We start from the raw sequence: 16,969 nt of genomic DNA on the forward strand, positions 1-16,969 counted from the left end.
CAAAAAAAAGCCCGCTGGGTAGCGGGCGGGTATCTGTTTGCATTTCGCAGATGCGTGACACTGCCCGAAGATCAGGAAGTGCGCCACCAACCGTGCAGAGTGAAATGTGCTGTCATTTTCAGATACCTTTCTCGTGTGAACTTGCGTACTAGTTAACTAGTTCGATGACGTATTGTCAACCCTTGATTTCAGAATTTCACGTTAAGTCGGTATCATGGCGTTTTCGGATGTCTCCAACCTGTTATGGGAAGTGCTTTGAGCGATACCACCTACGCGATTATTTATGATTTACACAGCCATACTCAGGCCTCTGATGGCCTGCTGACACCCGAAGCCCTGGTTCATCGCGCGGTTGAAATGCGTGTCGGCACGCTGGCGATAACCGATCACGATACCACCGACGCCATTCCGGCAGCGCACGCCGAGATTGCCCGCAGCGGGCTGGCGCTGAATCTGGTGCCCGGCGTCGAGATCTCGACCGTCTGGGAAAACCATGAGATTCATATCGTTGGCCTCAACATTGATATAGAACATCCGGCACTTCTTGCCTTTTTGCAAGAACAAAAAACGCGCCGCAACCATCGCGCGGAGATGATCGGCGAGCGTCTGGAGAAGGCGCATATTCCGGGCGCGCTGGAAGGTGCGCAAAAGCTGGCGAACGGCGGGGCGGTCACCCGCGGTCATTTCGCCCGCTTTCTGGTTGAAGCGGGCAAAGCGACGACCATGGCGGATGTCTTTAAAAAGTATCTGGCGCGCGGGAAAACCGGATACGTTCCGCCACAGTGGTGTACAATAAAACAAGCTATTGATGTCATTCATCATTCTGGCGGTAAGGCCGTGCTGGCCCATCCGGGACGGTATAATCTTTCTGCTAAATGGCTGAAACGGCTGCTGGCGCACTTTGCCGAATGCGGTGGCGAGGCGATGGAAGTCGCCCAGTGTCAGCAGGCGCCCAACGAGCGCGCGCAGCTCGCGGCTTACGCCCGCCAGTTTGGCCTGCTAGGGTCACAGGGCTCTGATTTCCACCAGCCCTGCGCGTGGATCGAGCTGGGACGCAAGCTCTGGCTACCCGCTGGCGTTGAGCCAGTCTGGCAGCTCTGGGAGCAGCCGCAGCAAATTGAAGAGAGGGAAGTATGAGTCAGTTTTTCTATATCCATCCGGACAATCCGCAGCCACGTCTGATTAACCAGGCCGTGGAGATCGTCCGCAAAGGCGGCGTGATAGTCTACCCGACCGATTCCGGCTACGCGCTGGGCTGTAAAATTGAAGATAAAGGAGCGATGGAACGCATTTGCCGTATTCGTCAGCTGCCGGACGGCCATAACTTTACCCTGATGTGCCGCGATCTCTCTGAGCTGTCGACCTATGCGTATGTCGACAACGTGGCGTTTCGCCTGATTAAGAACAATACGCCGGGCAACTACACGTTCATCCTGAAAGGGACGAAGGAGGTGCCGCGTCGCCTGCTGCAGGAAAAGCGTAAGACTATCGGCATGCGCGTGCCGTCGAACCCGATTGCCCAGGCGCTGCTGGAAACCCTCGGCGAGCCGATGCTCTCCACCTCGCTGATGCTGCCGGGCAGCGAGTTTACCGAGTCCGATCCGGAGGAGATAAAAGATCGTCTGGAGAAGGTGGTGGAGCTGATTATTCACGGCGGTTATCTCGGCCAGCAGCCGACCACCGTGGTGGATCTCACCGAAGATGCGCCAGAAGTCATTCGTGAAGGCGTGGGCGATGTTAAGCCTTTCTTGTAAGGGTGTAAGCAGATATACTACGCGGCCATCAAAGCAGGGCGTTGCCCTGTTTTTGACCTGATTCGACGCCTGTGAAGGCGACACCTGAGGAAGCTCAATGAGCGAGAAGTTACAGAAAGTGCTGGCGCGCGCCGGCCACGGTTCGCGCCGTGAAATCGAAGCCATTATTGAAGCGGGCCGCGTGAGTGTGGACGGTAAAATCGCCACGCTGGGTGACCGCGTAGAAATCGTACCGGGGCTCAAGATCCGCATTGACGGTCATCTTATCTCCGTGAAAGAGTCCGCGGAACAGATCTGCCGCGTGCTGCCGTATTACAAGCCGGAAGGCGAGCTGTGTACGCGCAACGACCCGGAAGGTCGTCCAACGGTGTTTGACCGTCTGCCAAAACTGCGCGGCGCCCGCTGGATTGCGGTGGGTCGTCTGGACGTGAACACCTGCGGTCTGCTGCTGTTCACCACTGATGGTGAACTGGCAAACCGTCTGATGCACCCAAGCCGTGAAGTTGAGCGTGAATACGCCGTTCGCGTCTTCGGCCAGGTCGATGAAAATAAACTGCGCGATCTGTCGCGTGGCGTACAGCTGGAAGACGGCCCTGCGGCGTTCAAAACCATCAAATTTACCGGTGGTGAAGGGATTAACCAGTGGTACAACGTGACCCTGACCGAAGGCCGTAACCGCGAGGTGCGTCGTCTGTGGGAAGCGGTAGGCGTGCAGGTTAGCCGCCTGATCCGCGTTCGCTACGGCGACATTCTGCTGCCGAAAGGTCTGCCACGCGGTGGTTATACCGAGCTGGATCTTACCCAGACTAACTACCTGCGCGAGCTGGTTGGCCTGACGCCGGAAACCAATTCTAAAGTGGCGGTGGAGAAAGATCGTCGTCGTATGAAGGCGAATCAGATCCGTCGTGCGGTGAAACGCCACAGCCAGGTGAACAGCAATCGTCGCTCTGGCAGCCGGAATAACAACGGTTAATCGAAAAAGCCCGGTGAACTCACCGGGCTTTTTCTTTAGTAATCGATGCCAATTTGTGCTTTGATGCCTGCATCAAACGCATGCTTGACCGGACGCAGCTCGCTGACGGTATCTGCCAGCTCCAGAATCTCACGATGACACCCGCGACCTGTAACGATAACCGTCTGGTGCGCAGGGCGGTTCTTCAGTGCATCCAGCACCTCCTCCAGCGGCAGGTAGTCGTAGGCGACCATATAGGTGATCTCATCCAGTAGCACCATATTCAGCGAGGGATCGGCCAGCATTCTTTTAGCGTGCTCCCAGACGGCCAGACAGGCTGCGGTATCGGTTTCCCGGTTCTGCGTATCCCACGTAAACCCGGTCGCCATCACCTGAAACTCAACGCCGTGAGGCTCAAGCAAATTACGTTCGCCGTTGGGCCATTCCCCTTTGATAAACTGGATGACCCCCACTTTTTGCCCGTGGCCGACGGCGCGCGTAGCGGTGCCAAACGCGGCAGTAGTTTTGCCTTTGCCGTTGCCGGTAAAAACGATGACGATCCCACGCTCCTCCTGAGCTGCCGCGACGCGCGCGTCAACCTGTTCCTTCAGACGCTGCTGTCGCTGCTGATGACGTTCTTCACTCATTGCGAAATTCCCGGTTTGCGGCCCGGCTGGGCATCAAAGGTCATTCCGGTTTTGCGGCGGCTGTCGTCGCCCATCAGCCAGAGATAGAGCGGCATAATGTCTGCCGGGGTTTTCAGCTTCAGCGGATCTTCCGTCGGGAACGCGCTGGCGCGCATGCTGGTGCGCGTACCCCCCGGATTAATGCAGTTTACGCGCAGATGGCGGCTCTGATACTCATCCGCCAGCACCTGCATCATGCCCTCGGTCGCGAATTTTGAGACAGCATAAGCCCCCCAGTTTGCGCGTCCCTCGCGGCCTACGCTGGAAGAGGTGAAGACCAGAGATCCAGACTCGGATTTGAGTAATAAAGGAAGCAAGGCCTGCGTGAGGAAAAAAGTACCATTAACGTTAACCTGCATCACCTGCTGCCAGATTTCAGGATCCTGTTCATCCATTGGACGCACTTCACCTAACAAACCGGCGTTGTGCAGTACGCCGTCAAGACGTGGGTAGTGGGTACTGATACGGTGAGCAAGCTCCTGGCAGAGCGCTGGGGTGCATGTCAGCAAATCGAGCGTGTACCAGGGGGCAGGTGTCCCGCCTGCGGCCTCAATTTCCTGAGCGACCCCTTTGAGCTTTTCTTCGTTACGCCCAATCAGAATAACGCTTGCGCCATATTCAGCGTACGTCAGGGCCGCTTCGCGACCAATACCATCGCTGGCGCCGGTGACAAGAATGATTCGGTTCTGCAGCAGGTTTTTTTGCGGTTGATAATGCACGGTGACTCCTCAGGCGCACGGGGTCTCAATCACGCCTTCATAATGACTTTTCGGCTTTATGCCCGAATTAGCGTGAGAATTCAATCAGTCTACAGGACGCATTGCTGCAAAATTAACAATTTGCAAATATTTAAACCGCAGCGCGGGGATTCCTGAAGACGGCTCGCAGAGGTAATGTCACGGGCGAGACGCAGGGGCAGGGCTGTTGTACACTGCCGTGAAAGATTCGTGGTTAAATCAAGGTGGAACGCGTGGAATTACTTTCTCAATATGGGTTGTTTTTGGCCAAAATCGCGACGGTGGTGATTGCCATTGCCGTGGTTGCCGTTCTGATTGTCAACCTGACGCAGCGCAAGCGTCAGCGTGGGGAGTTACGCATCACCCGCCTGAGCGAGCAGTATAAAGAGATGCAGGAAGATATGTCCCTCTCGCTGCTCGATAGCCATCAGCAGAAGCTCTGGCTGAAAGCCCAGAAGAAAAAACACAAGCAGGAAGCCAAAGCCGCGAAGGCGAAGGCAAAGCTCGCGACGCCGCAGGGCGACGCAAAACCCCGCGTCTATGTGCTCGATTTTAAAGGCAGCATGGATGCGCATGAAGTCGCTTCGCTGCGCGAAGAGGTGACTGCGGTTCTGGCCGTGGCAACGCCGCAGGATCAGGTGGTGGTGCGTCTTGAGAGCCCGGGCGGGGTGGTACACGGTTACGGGCTGGCCGCTTCACAGCTGCAGCGTCTGCGCGAGAAGCAGATCCCACTTACCGTGGCGGTAGATAAAGTCGCGGCGAGCGGCGGCTATATGATGGCCTGCGTGGCGGACAAAATCGTTGCGGCGCCATTTTCCATCATAGGTTCCATTGGCGTGGTCGCTCAGATCCCTAACTTTAACCGCTTCCTGAAAAATAAAGAGATTGATATCGAACTTCACACGGCGGGTCAGTACAAACGCACCCTGACGCTGCTGGGGGAAAACACGGAAGAGGGGCGCCAAAAATTCCGTGAAGATCTGAATGAAACTCACCATCTCTTTAAAGACTTCGTACATCGCATGCGCCCAACGCTGGATATTGAACAGGTGGCGACCGGTGAGCACTGGTACGGCATCCAGGCGCAGGAAAAAGGGCTTGTGGATGAAGTAGGTACCAGTGATGACCTGCTGCTCAACCTGATGGAAGGCCGGGAACTGGTAGGCGTGCGCTTTACACAGCGCAAACGGTTGATGGACCGCTTTACCAACAGTGCGGCGGAAAGCGCGGACCGCCTGCTGCTTCGCTGGCTACAGCGCGGACAAAAACCGCTGCTGTAAACAAAAACGCGAGGCATATGCCTCGCGTTTTGCATTAATCGACCAGGTGATATTTCTCTGAAAGCGTATGCGCCAGGTATTTAAACATATTAAACACGGCAGTGCTTTTCGGGGTCGGTAACCCCTGCTCGTCAAGGAAGTATTCGCCGCTGAAAACCAGCACGCCATTACGTTGCTCAACGCCGGTGGCTTCAATGCCTGCCAGCGTATCTTCATGGTCACGAATAAGCTTGTTTGCTTCGATAAGCAGAGAGGCTCGGTCAATGGGTTGGGTCGTATTCTGCATAATCCACTCCTTAAACAGTGACAATAGTCTACGCCGGGGGCGCTTTGGGGGCAAATTTTCCCTGTAATGTGAGGGGATAAGATGCAGAGGGCAGGTTGGCGGGATTTGCTTTTGCATGCTAATAAAGTTGCGTAACGAATTTTATCAGGTAGAGTGTGCGCTTTCGTCATTCTGGCAACAGAATTGCTTGACATTCGACCGGGAATTCGTCACGAATTATACGAGATGTGAGAAAAATACCCGAAAACTCAATGACCTGGATGTCGCCATTCTGACGTTCGGTAAGACATAGGGGTTGATATCCCCTGACGCAGTCGCAATATCATTGGCTCGTCGTCAGCGGAAGGGAAATCAACGTGCGGCGTATTCCTGGAAGAATTAAATTAGGTAAAGGTGAATATGGGTAAAGCTCTCGTCATCGTTGAGTCCCCGGCAAAAGCCAAAACGATCAATAAGTATCTGGGTAATGACTACGTGGTTAAGTCCAGCGTTGGTCACATCCGCGATTTGCCGACCAGTGGCTCAGCCAGCAAAAAGAGCGCAGACTCTACCTCCACCAAAGGGGCTAAAAAGCCTAAAAAGGATGAACGTAGCGCGCTTGTCAACCGCATGGGTGTTAACCCATGGCACAACTGGGATGCACAATATGAAGTGCTGCCCGGGAAAGAAAAAGTCGTTAACGAGCTGAAGCAGCTGGCTGAAAAAGCAGACCACATCTATCTCGCAACCGACCTTGACCGCGAAGGGGAAGCCATTGCGTGGCACCTGCGGGAAGTGATCGGCGGGGATGACAAACGCTACAGCCGCGTAGTGTTTAACGAAATTACAAAGAATGCGATTCGTCAGGCGTTTGAGAAGCCGGGCGAGCTGAATATCGACCGTGTGAACGCCCAGCAGGCGCGTCGCTTTATGGACCGCGTTGTGGGCTACATGGTTTCTCCCCTGCTGTGGAAAAAGATTGCCCGCGGCCTGTCTGCAGGACGCGTGCAGTCTGTAGCCGTGCGTCTTGTCGTTGAGCGTGAACGCGAAATTAAAGCCTTCGTGCCGGAAGAGTTCTGGGAAGTTGACGCCAATGTCACCACCCCGGGCGGTGATGCGCTGCCGCTGCAGGTAAGCCATCACAACGATAAGCCTTTCCGTCCTGAAAACCGCGATCAGACCATGGCCGCCGTGGCGCTGCTGGAAAAAGCGCGCTACCAGGTACTGGAACGCGAAGATAAGCCGACCAGCAGCAAGCCTGGCGCGCCGTTTATCACGTCCACACTGCAACAGGCGGCGAGCACCCGTCTGGGTTACGGCGTGAAGAAAACCATGATGATGGCCCAGCGCTTGTATGAAGCGGGTTACATCACCTACATGCGTACTGACTCCACCAACCTGAGCCAGGACGCGGTGAACATGGTGCGCGGCTACATCAGCGACAACTTCGGTAAAAAATACCTGCCGGAAAGCGCCAACCAGTTCGCCAGCAAAGAGAATTCTCAGGAAGCGCACGAAGCGATTCGTCCTTCTGATGTCTCTGTTTTAGCCGAGTCGCTGAAGGATATGGAAGCCGACGCCCAGAAGCTGTATCAGCTGATCTGGCGTCAGTTTGTCGCGTGTCAGATGACGCCAGCGAAATATGATTCCACTACGCTGACCGTTGGCGCGGGCGACTTCCGCCTCAAGGCACGCGGTCGTATTCTGCGTTTCGACGGCTGGACGAAAGTGATGCCTGCACTGCGTAAAGGTGATGAAGACCGTACGCTGCCTGCGGTAAACAAAGGCGACGAGTTGTCGCTTGTCGACCTGGTTCCGGCCCAGCACTTCACCAAGCCGCCTGCGCGCTTTAGTGAAGCGTCGTTGGTTAAAGAGCTGGAAAAACGCGGGATTGGCCGTCCGTCAACTTACGCCTCAATCATCTCGACCATTCAGGACCGCGGTTACGTTCGCGTAGAGAACCGCCGTTTCTATGCCGAAAAAATGGGTGAGATTGTCACTGACCGTCTGGAAGCTAACTTCCGCGAATTGATGAACTACGACTTCACCGCGCAGATGGAAGACAGCCTCGACGAAGTGGCCAGTCACAAGGCGGAGTGGAAGAAGGTTCTCGATAGCTTCTTCAGCGACTTTACCAACCAGCTTGAGAAAGCGGAGAAAGATCCTGAAGAGGGCGGCATGCTGCCTAACCAGATGGTTCTGACCAGCATCGACTGCCCGACCTGCGGCCGCAAGATGGGGATCCGTACTGCGACAACGGGCGTGTTCCTTGGCTGTTCAGGCTATGCGCTGCCACCAAAAGAGCGCTGCAAAACAACCATCAACCTGGTGCCGGAGAACGAAGTTCTCAACGTGCTGGAAGGTGATGATGCGGAAACCAACGCCCTGCGCGCGAAACGCCGCTGCAAAAAATGCGGCACGGCAATGGACAGCTATCTGATCGATCCTAAACGTAAGCTGCACGTGTGCGGTAACAACCCAACGTGCGACGGGTATGAGATCGAAGAGGGTGAGTTCCGCATTAAAGGCTATGACGGCCCGATTGTGGAGTGCGAGAAGTGTGGCTCTGAAATGCACCTGAAAATGGGGCGTTTCGGTAAGTACATGGCCTGCACCAACGACGAGTGTAAGAACACGCGCAAAATTCTGCGCAATGGTGAGGTTGCTCCGCCGAAGGAAGATCCGGTTCCGCTGCCAGAATTGCCGTGTGAAAAATCCGACGCGTACTTCGTGCTGCGTGATGGTGCCGCAGGTGTCTTCCTGGCCGCCAACACCTTCCCGAAATCGCGTGAAACGCGCGCCCCGCTGGTGGAAGAGCTGCATCGCTTCCGCGATCGTCTGCCTGAGAAGCTGCGTTATCTGGCCGATGCGCCACAGCAGGATCCTGAAGGCAATAAGACGGTGGTCCGTTTTAGCCGTAAAACGAAGCAGCAGTACGTTGCGGCAGAGAAAGAGGGTAAAGCGACTGGATGGTCCGCCTTCTTTGTCGATGGCAAATGGGTTGAAGGCAAGAAATAATCTTTCTTAACCGTAGCTTACCCGTGAAAGGGCCGGACTTCCGGCCCTTTTTTATTACCTTATTATTATTTTTTGTTCCGTACTATACAGTCAGGCTATAAGTGATATAGTGGTTATAGTTAACCCTTTTTTTATTATCAAATCGTCTTAAGCGATTGACCGCGTGCGCTAAATCGGATGGTCTGGCATGAAATTACAACAGCTTCGTTATATCGTTGAGGTGGTGAATCACAACCTTAATGTCTCTTCCACCGCCGAGGGGCTATATACCTCGCAACCGGGCATCAGCAAGCAGGTTCGCATGCTGGAGGATGAATTAGGTATTCAGATTTTCGCCCGCAGTGGTAAGCACCTTACCCAGGTGACGCCAGCGGGGCAGGAAATCATCCGTATTGCGCGGGAAGTCCTTTCCAAAGTCGATGCGATTAAGTCTGTGGCGGGGGAACATACCTGGCCGGATAAAGGCTCGCTGTATATTGCCACGACGCACACCCAGGCGCGCTATGCGCTACCGGGCGTTATCAAGGGCTTTATCGAGCGTTATCCGCGCGTCTCCCTGCATATGCACCAGGGATCGCCGACGCAAATTGCGGAGGCGGTGTCGAAGGGCAATGCAGATTTTGCCATCGCGACGGAAGCGCTCCATCTCTATGACGATCTGGTCATGCTGCCGTGCTATCACTGGAACCGCTCCATTGTGGTGACCCCGGATCATCCGCTGGCGGGCAAAGGGTCGGTGTCTATCGAAGAGCTGGCGCAATATCCTCTGGTCACTTACACGTTTGGCTTCACCGGACGATCTGAGCTTGATACCGCCTTCAACCGGGCCGGGTTAACGCCGCGGATAGTCTTTACCGCCACCGATGCCGACGTCATAAAGACCTATGTACGGCTTGGCCTGGGGGTAGGGGTGATCGCCAGCATGGCGGTCGACCCGGTGTCAGACCCTGACCTGGTGCGTCTTGATGCGCATGATATTTTCAGCCACAGCACGACAAAAATTGGCTTCCGCCGCAGTACCTTCCTGCGAAGCTATATGTATGATTTTATTCAGCGCTTTGCACCGCATTTAACGCGTGACGTGGTGGATACCGCCGTGGCATTACGATCAAATGAAGATATCGAAGAGATGTTTAAAGATATCAAACTCCCCGAAAAATAATCACACCCGGTATCTTTCCCTGAGGGAAAGATACCGAAATATCGGCTTAAAGCTAAATTAGAATTATCATCATCTGCACTTCCCCTGCCATATATTGTCATTATCCTTTTAATTTGTGTGGTTTTAATGTCGTGAATTGGCGACAAAAATAGAAACTAATTAACGGCTACGCAAATTTTTCTTTTCAAATATTTATTTCTGGTCAAAAGATTGAATATTTCATGCCTCTTGATGCGTAAATTCACTGGCTTTTCGGCTAAAGTTTCTTTAGGATTTATCTCAACAGATGATTAATTGTACCAATTGTTTGGTCCTAAATGATAAGCGATATCGATTGTATGAGGTTAGCAATGCCTTCAGGAAGTGAAGAACCGCAAAGGGATCCTGCGCTCAAGCGTAAAGCCTGGCTGGCGGTCTTTCTCGTTTCCGCCCTGTTCTGGGTGATGGTTGCTCTCCTGGCCTGGAAATATTGGGGTTGAATATGGCAGTGACGGTACGTACAGAAACGGCAAAGCGGATGTGTCAGCATCATGACACTGTTCACAAGGGACGCAAAGCGCCTGCAACAGCAGTGCCAGCATCCTGGAAACTGACGCCGCAGCAGCAGGCTTTTATTGATGTGTTCGCGGAAGACGAACCCAAAAAACAATAATTTAGTTTATTGCGTAATGATGCAGTTAGTCTGAATAATGACTATGCGCCTTTGTACTCTTTAATAAATACACATCAGCAATATAGCACGAGGACCTGCCTCGGAATGTTTAATAAATAATGCCTGGTGTCCCTATGATGAATAACATGATGTCTCAAAAATACTGGTCATGGATCGGCGTTTTTACCCTGTCGATTCTGTTCTGGAGTCAGCTCATCTGGCTGGCCGTCCACTAAATCATAAAACCTCGCTGCGGCGGGGTTTTTTGTTTTACCCTCCTCTGGACCATTCCTAAATTTATCAATTTGGGTTGTTATCAAAACGTTACGACATCTTTGTGTTATCTTTAATTACGGCCCTGATGATTGTCAGGACATCTCTGTAATTAAGGAGGAGCTTATGTCGTTAACCCTACGCGAAGCCAGTAAGGACACGTTACAGGCAGAAAATAAAACCTGGCACTACTATAGCCTGCCGCTGGCTGCCAGAACGCTTGGGGACATTTCGCGTTTACCCAAGTCCTTGAAAGTTTTGCTGGAAAATCTCTTGCGCTGGCAGGACGGTGACTCCGTGACCCTTGACGATATTCAGGCGCTGGCAGGGTGGCTTAAGAATGCCCATGCCGACAGAGAAATTGCCTACCGCCCGGCAAGGGTCCTGATGCAGGACTTCACCGGCGTTCCTGCCGTGGTGGATCTCGCCGCCATGCGTGAGGCGGTTAAACGCCTCGGCGGCGATACGGCTAAAGTGAACCCGCTTTCACCCGTCGACCTCGTGATTGACCACTCCGTAACCGTTGACCACTTCGGTGATGACGATGCCTTTGGCGAGAACGTGCGTCTCGAGATGGAGCGAAATCACGAGCGTTATGTCTTCCTGAAGTGGGGTCAGCAGGCGTTCAGCCGCTTTAGCGTGGTTCCACCCGGCACCGGTATTTGTCACCAGGTTAACCTTGAATATCTCGGTAAAGCCGTGTGGAGTGAATTGCAGGACAAAGAGTGGGTGGCTTATCCGGACACGCTGGTGGGTACAGATTCCCACACCACCATGATTAACGGCCTCGGCGTGCTGGGCTGGGGTGTCGGCGGTATCGAAGCGGAAGCCGCCATGCTCGGTCAGCCGGTCTCCATGCTTATCCCTGATGTTGTGGGCTTTAAGCTCACCGGGAAGCTGTCTGAAGGCATTACCGCCACCGATCTGGTGCTCACCGTTACCCAGATGCTGCGTAAGCATGGTGTGGTGGGAAAATTTGTTGAATTTTACGGTGACGGGCTGGATTCGCTGCCGCTGGCTGACCGCGCGACCATCGCCAACATGGCGCCAGAATATGGCGCAACCTGCGGATTTTTCCCCATTGATGACGTCACGCTGGAGTACATGCGCCTGAGCGGACGCAGCGAAGAGCAGGTGGCGCTGGTGGAGGCGTACACCAAAGCGCAGGGCATGTGGCGCAATCCGGGGGATGAGCCGGTATTTACCAGCACGCTTGCGCTTGACATGGGAAGCGTTGAGGCGAGCCTCGCCGGTCCGAAACGTCCGCAGGATCGCGTAACGTTAAGCGACGTGCCAAAAGCGTTTGCCGCAAGCAACGAGCTGGAAGTTAACGTGGCGAAGAAGGACCATCACCCAATCGACTATGTTCTGAACGGACATCAGTATCAGCTCCCGGACGGCGCGGTTGTCATAGCCGCCATTACCTCCTGCACCAACACCTCAAACCCCAGCGTATTAATGGCTGCCGGCTTGCTGGCTAAAAAAGCGGTTGAGCTGGGGCTGAAACCACAGCCCTGGGTAAAAGCCTCCCTGGCACCGGGCTCCAAAGTGGTCTCGGATTACCTGGCGCAGGCCAGGCTAACGCCTTATCTTGATGAGCTGGGCTTTAACCTCGTGGGCTATGGCTGTACCACCTGCATCGGTAACTCTGGCCCGCTGCCTGAACCTATTGAAACGGCGATCAAGCAGGGCGATCTGACGGTTGGCGCAGTCCTTTCCGGTAACCGTAACTTTGAAGGACGTATTCATCCGCTGGTGAAAACCAACTGGCTCGCTTCGCCGCCGCTGGTGGTGGCCTACGCGCTCGCCGGGAACATGAATATCAACCTGGCTACCGATCCTATTGGTCACGACCGCAAGAATGAGCCGGTCTATCTGAAAGATATCTGGCCATCCTCACGTGAAATTGCGATGGCCGTTGAAAAGGTCTCCACCGAGATGTTCCGCAAAGAGTATGCGGAAGTGTTTGAAGGCACGCCGGAATGGAAAGCCATCAACGTTGTGGGCTCGGACACCTATGACTGGCAGGACGATTCCACCTATATCCGCCTGTCGCCGTTCTTTGATGAAATGCTGGCCGAGCCTGCACCGCTTCAGGATATTCACGGGGCGCGCATACTGGCGATGCTGGGGGATTCCGTCACCACTGACCATATCTCTCCGGCGGGGAGCATCAAAGCCGACAGCCCGGCGGGCCGTTATCTGCAAAGCCGGGGCGTGGAGCGCCGCGATTTTAACTCCTACGGATCGCGCCGCGGTAACCATGAAGTAATGATGCGCGGGACGTTTGCCAACATCCGCATTCGTAACGAAATGGTTCCGGGCGTGGAAGGGGGGATGACGCGCCATCTTCCGGGGACGGAAGTCGTGTCGATTTATGACGCAGCCGTCAAATATCAGCAGGAAGGTACGCCGCTGGCGGTGATCGCCGGGAAAGAGTACGGTTCCGGCTCCAGTCGTGACTGGGCGGCGAAAGGTCCGCGACTGCTTGGCGTTCGCGTGGTCATCGCCGAGTCGTTTGAACGTATTCACCGCTCGAACCTGATTGGCATGGGGATCCTCCCGCTTGAGTTCCCGCAGGGCGTCACGCGCAAAACGCTGGGCCTGACGGGGGAAGAGCAGATTGATATTAGCGGCCTGCAAAACCTGCAGCCGGGCAAAACGGTGCCGGTGAAGCTTACGCGAGCAGACGGGAAAAGCGAGGTACTGGAATGCCGGTGTCGTATTGATACTGCAACCGAACTGACCTACTACCAGAACGACGGCATTTTACATTATGTGATTCGTAAAATGCTGGATTGATAAAAAAAGCCCGGCATTTGAGCCGGGCTTTTTACTTTCACTCTTTCAGAAGATGGCCCATTTTAGCCGCCTTGGTATCGAGATAGTGGGCATTTTTCGGGTTGCGGCCGACAATCAGCGGTACGCGCTCGACGATGTTGATCCCGGCTTCGGTGAGGATTTCCACCTTTTTGGGATTATTGGTCAGCAGGCGAACCTCGTCCACGCCCAGCAGCTTGAACATATCGGCGCAGAGGGTGAAATCACGTTCATCGGCGGCAAAACCGAGCTGGTGGTTGGCTTCCACCGTATCGTAGCCCTGGTCCTGCAGCGCATAAGCGCGGATTTTATTCAGCAGACCAATGTTACGACCTTCCTGACGGTGATAGAGCAGCACGCCGCGGCCTTCTTCGGCAATATGGGTAAGGGCAGCTTCGAGCTGGAAACCGCAATCACAGCGCAGGCTGAACAACGCGTCGCCGGTCAGACACTCCGAATGGACACGGGACAGCACCGGCGTCTGCCCTGAAATGTCGCCGTAGACCAGCGCGACATGATCCTGTCCGGTTGCCAGTTCTTCAAACCCCACCATCAGGAAATCGCCCCATGGGGTTGGCAGTTTGGCTTCTGCCACACGTTTAAGCTGCATGTGATTCTCCAGAGTAGGCTGACACGTTTCGTGCCTTGCGCCTGTTTTGCTTTCTGTATTTGTCCATTTTGCCACAAGCTCAGCACGTTCGCCTAATGGGCGCCATGCTATATGAACGTTAAACGCACGATCCGACATATCCACCCATCGAATGAATTTCAGTTATGATTGTGAGGCTTAGCGAAAAAGGAGAAGACATGCTTTCAATCGCCAGACGTACGGCAGCAGGCGCGGCCATTTTACTGATTATGCCTTTGGCCGTGTGGGTCTCCGGCTGGATGTGGCAGCCGGGGCAGAATGCCACGTGGCTGAAAACGTTATACTGGGTAACGGAGACGGTCACGCAGCCGTGGGGAATTATTACCCACGTTATCCTCTGCGGCTGGTTCTTGTGGTGCCTGCGCTTTCGACTTCGCGCGGCGTTGATGCTCTTTGCTATCCTCGGTGGCGCGATCGTTATTGGACAGGGCGTGAAGTCCTGGGTGAAGGATCACGTTCAGGAGCCAAGACCTTTTGTCGTCTGGCTGGAAAAAGCGCACCATGTTCCGGTGGATGAGTTCTACAATTTAAAGCGTAAAGATCGCGGCGCGCTGGTGAAAGAACAGCTTTCAGAACAGGAAGATATTCCAAAGTTCCTGCGTAAGCACTGGCAAAAAGAGACGGGATTCGCGTTTCCTTCCGGCCATACGATGTTTGCAGCCAGTTGGGCGTTGCTGGGCGTTGGGCTGCTTTGGCCTCGACGTCGCACCATGACCATCGCGATTTTACTGGTTTGGGCGACAGGGGTGATGGGCAGCCGCTTGCTGCTGGGAATGCACTGGCCGCGGGATCTGGTGGTCGCTACGCTGATCTCCTGGATGCTGGTGACGCTGGCAACCTGGCTTGCAGAACGGTTCTGCGGCCCGCTCACGCCACCACCTGAAGAGAAAGAAGAGATCGCCGAAAGGGAGCAAAGCGACGCCTGACGGTTGATATTGTGCATTTTGCCCATAAATCCATGACGTGCGCGTTACTTTTTCCGTTTCGCGCCCGTCGCTAAAATGGTAGTTTATAAGGCTGATTGCGGTGAGTTGAACACACTTTATTCGCTTGAACCACATAACGGGAAGTAATGTGAAATATTTACTCATTTTCTTACTGGTATTGGCGATTTTTGTCATTTCAGTCACATTGGGTGCACAAAACGATCAACAGGTGACGTTTAACTATCTGCTGGCGCAGGGTGAGTATCGGGTCTCCAGCCTGCTGGCGGTCTTATTTGCTGCAGGCTTTGCCATCGGCTGGCTGGTTTGCGGTCTTTTCTGGTTGAAAGTTCGTGTTTCTCTTGCGCGCGCTGAACGTAAAATTAAACGACTTGAACAGCACATTGCGCCTGCGTCCGACATGCCGGAAAGTTCAGGTGTGCCGGTCGTGAAGGAATAATCGACTATGCTGGAGTTGTTGTTTCTGCTTTTGCCTGTAGCCGCAGCCTATGGCTGGTATATGGGCCGCAGAAGTGCGCAACAAACGAAACAGGATGAGGCTAACCGACTCTCCCGCGACTACGTTGCGGGGGTGAACTTCCTCCTGAGCAATCAGCAGGACAAAGCGGTAGACCTGTTCCTCGATATGCTGAAAGAGGATACGGGGACCGTCGAAGCCCACCTCACTCTCGGTAACCTTTTCCGCTCGCGCGGCGAGGTTGACCGCGCTATCCGTATCCACCAGACCCTGATGGAAAGCGCCTCCCTGACCTACGAACAACGTCTCCTGGCGGTACAACAGCTGGGCCGAGACTATATGGCCGCGGGGCTGTACGATCGCGCTGAAGATATGTTCACACAACTGGTGGATGAAACGGATTTCCGTATCGGCGCGTTGCAGCAGTTACTGCAGATTTACCAGGCCACCAGCGACTGGCAGAAAGCCATTGATACGGCCGAGCGTCTGGTGAAGCTGGGCAAAGACAAGCAGCGCGTTGAAATTGCGCATTTCTACTGCGAGCTTGCCCTTCAGCTGATGGGCAACGACGACATGGACAAAGCCATGGCGTTGCTCAAGAAAGGCGCCGCCGCAGACCGCAATAGCGCGCGTATCTCTATCATGATGGGGCGCGTTTTTATGGCCAGCGGCGACTACGCTAAAGCCGTTGAAAGCCTGATGCGGGTGATTGACCAGGACAAAGAGCTGGTCAGCGAAACGCTTGAAATGCTGCAAACCTGCTATCAGCAGCTGGACAAGCAGGAAGAGTGGGTGGCATTTCTGCGCCGTTGCGTGGAAGAGAATACCGGCGCGACCGCTGAGCTGATGCTCTCTGACGTGGTTGAGCAGTATGAGGGGAGCGACACCGCACAGGTTTATATTACCCGTCAGCTGCAGCGTCATCCCACGATGCGCGTATTCCACAAGCTGATGGACTACCATCTGAACGATGCGGAAGAAGGGCGCGCGAAAGAGAGCCTGATGGTGCTGCGCGACATGGTTGGCGAGCAGGTGCGCAGCAAGCCGCGCTACCGTTGCCAGAAGTGTGGTTTTACCGCCTACACGCTCTACTGGCATTGTCCGTCCTGCCGGGCCTGGTCCACCATCAAGCCAATTCGCGGCCTGGATGGGCAGTAATTTTTTTAAAAGCCTTCATTTTAGTTACAACATACTGATGGCTTTTACTGCTTTTTCAACACCGTGCGGCTTGCTGGCCTGGCAGGGGCATAAATGGATTCTGTCAATTTACGGCGACGGCAGGTAGAATGCAGGCCGTTTATCTGTTCCGCGCCGCTGCGC

18 protein-coding genes and 1 other annotated feature are annotated in these 16,969 nt (G+C 54.4%); of the genes, 13 read left to right on the top strand and 5 right to left on the bottom strand.

All coding sequences use genetic code 11. The features are described 5' to 3' along the window. Position 1 precedes the first annotated feature (1 nt). Positions 2-95, bottom strand: a sequence feature (Trp leader region). Continuing rightward, entirely contained in the window at positions 72-116 is a 45-nt protein-coding gene (trpL, locus tag IM265_RS22175; RefSeq protein WP_106993556.1) for a trp operon leader peptide, read from the bottom strand. Its footprint overlaps the feature before it by 24 nt. A 139-nt stretch (positions 117-255) precedes the next feature. On the opposite strand from trpL, the gene rnm reads away from it, so the two are divergent. The 3 genes from rnm (at position 256) to rluB (ending at position 2,727) form a co-directional block, all read left to right on the top strand. Further along, positions 256-1,137, top strand: a complete 882-nt coding sequence (rnm, locus tag IM265_RS01940) for an RNase AM (protein ID WP_193030791.1) — start codon at positions 256-258, stop codon at positions 1,135-1,137. Then, complete coding sequence (locus IM265_RS01945; RefSeq protein ID WP_003856793.1) at positions 1,134-1,754, top strand: L-threonylcarbamoyladenylate synthase; 621 nt, start codon at positions 1,134-1,136, stop codon at positions 1,752-1,754. Before rnm ends, IM265_RS01945 begins: the two co-directional genes overlap by 4 nt. 97 nt (positions 1,755-1,851) lie before the next feature. Then, on the top strand, positions 1,852-2,727 hold the full coding sequence (gene rluB, locus IM265_RS01950; protein WP_193030789.1) for a 23S rRNA pseudouridine(2605) synthase RluB: 876 nt from the start codon (positions 1,852-1,854) through the stop codon (positions 2,725-2,727). Positions 2,728-2,762: 35 nt separating this feature from the next. Here rluB and cobO read toward each other — a convergent pair whose 3' ends face one another. Beyond that, on the bottom strand, positions 2,763-3,353 hold the full coding sequence (gene cobO, locus IM265_RS01955; RefSeq protein ID WP_193030787.1) for a cob(I)yrinic acid a,c-diamide adenosyltransferase: 591 nt from the start codon (positions 3,351-3,353) through the stop codon (positions 2,763-2,765). Beyond that, entirely contained in the window at positions 3,350-4,111 is a 762-nt protein-coding gene (locus tag IM265_RS01960; RefSeq protein ID WP_028013406.1) for a YciK family oxidoreductase, read from the bottom strand. Before IM265_RS01960 ends, cobO begins: the two co-directional genes overlap by 4 nt. Before the next feature lie 251 nt (positions 4,112-4,362). Between IM265_RS01960 and sohB the strand changes: the two genes are divergently transcribed. Then, positions 4,363-5,409 carry a protease SohB gene (gene sohB, locus IM265_RS01965; protein WP_028013405.1) on the top strand — a complete coding sequence of 349 codons (1,047 nt, stop codon included), beginning with the start codon at positions 4,363-4,365 and terminating at the stop codon, positions 5,407-5,409. A 34-nt stretch (positions 5,410-5,443) separates the two neighbouring features. On the opposite strand, the gene IM265_RS01970 is transcribed toward sohB, so the two are convergent. Next, positions 5,444-5,695, bottom strand: coding sequence for a YciN family protein (locus IM265_RS01970; RefSeq protein ID WP_003856804.1), 252 nt, complete (start codon positions 5,693-5,695; stop codon positions 5,444-5,446). 399 nt (positions 5,696-6,094) lie between these two features. Here IM265_RS01970 and topA point away from each other — a divergent pair, with 399 nt between their 5' ends. The 6 genes from topA (at position 6,095) to acnA (ending at position 13,581) form a co-directional block, all read left to right on the top strand. Beyond that, entirely contained in the window at positions 6,095-8,692 is a 2,598-nt protein-coding gene (gene topA, locus IM265_RS01975) for a type I DNA topoisomerase (protein ID WP_041909639.1), read from the top strand. 187 nt (positions 8,693-8,879) lie between these two features. After that, a complete protein-coding gene (gene cysB, locus IM265_RS01980) occupies positions 8,880-9,854 on the top strand; it encodes an HTH-type transcriptional regulator CysB (protein ID WP_028013403.1) in 975 nt (324 codons plus the stop codon). A gap of 338 nt (positions 9,855-10,192) precedes the next feature. Further along, positions 10,193-10,333, top strand: a complete 141-nt coding sequence (locus tag IM265_RS01985) for a YmiA family putative membrane protein (RefSeq protein ID WP_213743510.1) — start codon at positions 10,193-10,195, stop codon at positions 10,331-10,333. 2 nt (positions 10,334-10,335) lie between these two features. After that, positions 10,336-10,506: a hypothetical protein gene (locus tag IM265_RS01990; RefSeq protein WP_032644881.1), complete on the top strand. Its 171-nt coding sequence runs from the start codon at positions 10,336-10,338 to the stop codon at positions 10,504-10,506. Positions 10,507-10,643: 137 nt separating this feature from the next. After that, complete coding sequence (gene ymiC / locus IM265_RS21935) at positions 10,644-10,742, top strand: small membrane protein YmiC (protein ID WP_032644994.1); 99 nt, start codon at positions 10,644-10,646, stop codon at positions 10,740-10,742. Between the two features lie 163 nt (positions 10,743-10,905). Further along, positions 10,906-13,581 (top strand): aconitate hydratase AcnA, encoded by a 2,676-nt coding sequence (gene acnA / locus IM265_RS01995; RefSeq protein WP_193030785.1) that lies wholly within the window; start codon positions 10,906-10,908, stop codon positions 13,579-13,581. 37 nt (positions 13,582-13,618) lie between these two features. On the opposite strand, the gene ribA is transcribed toward acnA, so the two are convergent. Beyond that, a complete protein-coding gene (gene ribA, locus IM265_RS02000; protein WP_028013401.1) occupies positions 13,619-14,209 on the bottom strand; it encodes a GTP cyclohydrolase II in 591 nt (196 codons plus the stop codon). 197 nt (positions 14,210-14,406) lie between these two features. Here ribA and pgpB point away from each other — a divergent pair, with 197 nt between their 5' ends. From pgpB to lapB, 3 genes are all read left to right on the top strand, one after another. Further along, positions 14,407-15,174 (top strand): phosphatidylglycerophosphatase B, encoded by a 768-nt coding sequence (gene pgpB, locus IM265_RS02005; protein WP_028013400.1) that lies wholly within the window; start codon positions 14,407-14,409, stop codon positions 15,172-15,174. A gap of 148 nt (positions 15,175-15,322) precedes the next feature. Next, positions 15,323-15,631, top strand: a complete 309-nt coding sequence (locus IM265_RS02010) for a LapA family protein (RefSeq protein ID WP_028013399.1) — start codon at positions 15,323-15,325, stop codon at positions 15,629-15,631. Between the two features lie 6 nt (positions 15,632-15,637). Then, positions 15,638-16,807 carry a lipopolysaccharide assembly protein LapB gene (lapB, locus tag IM265_RS02015; RefSeq protein ID WP_193030783.1) on the top strand — a complete coding sequence of 390 codons (1,170 nt, stop codon included), beginning with the start codon at positions 15,638-15,640 and terminating at the stop codon, positions 16,805-16,807. The last annotated feature ends 162 nt before the right edge of the window (positions 16,808-16,969 follow it).

This window comes from Enterobacter cloacae complex sp. P17RS (genome assembly GCF_014895885.1).
GTDB classification, from domain to species: domain Bacteria; phylum Pseudomonadota; class Gammaproteobacteria; order Enterobacterales; family Enterobacteriaceae; genus Enterobacter; species Enterobacter bugandensis.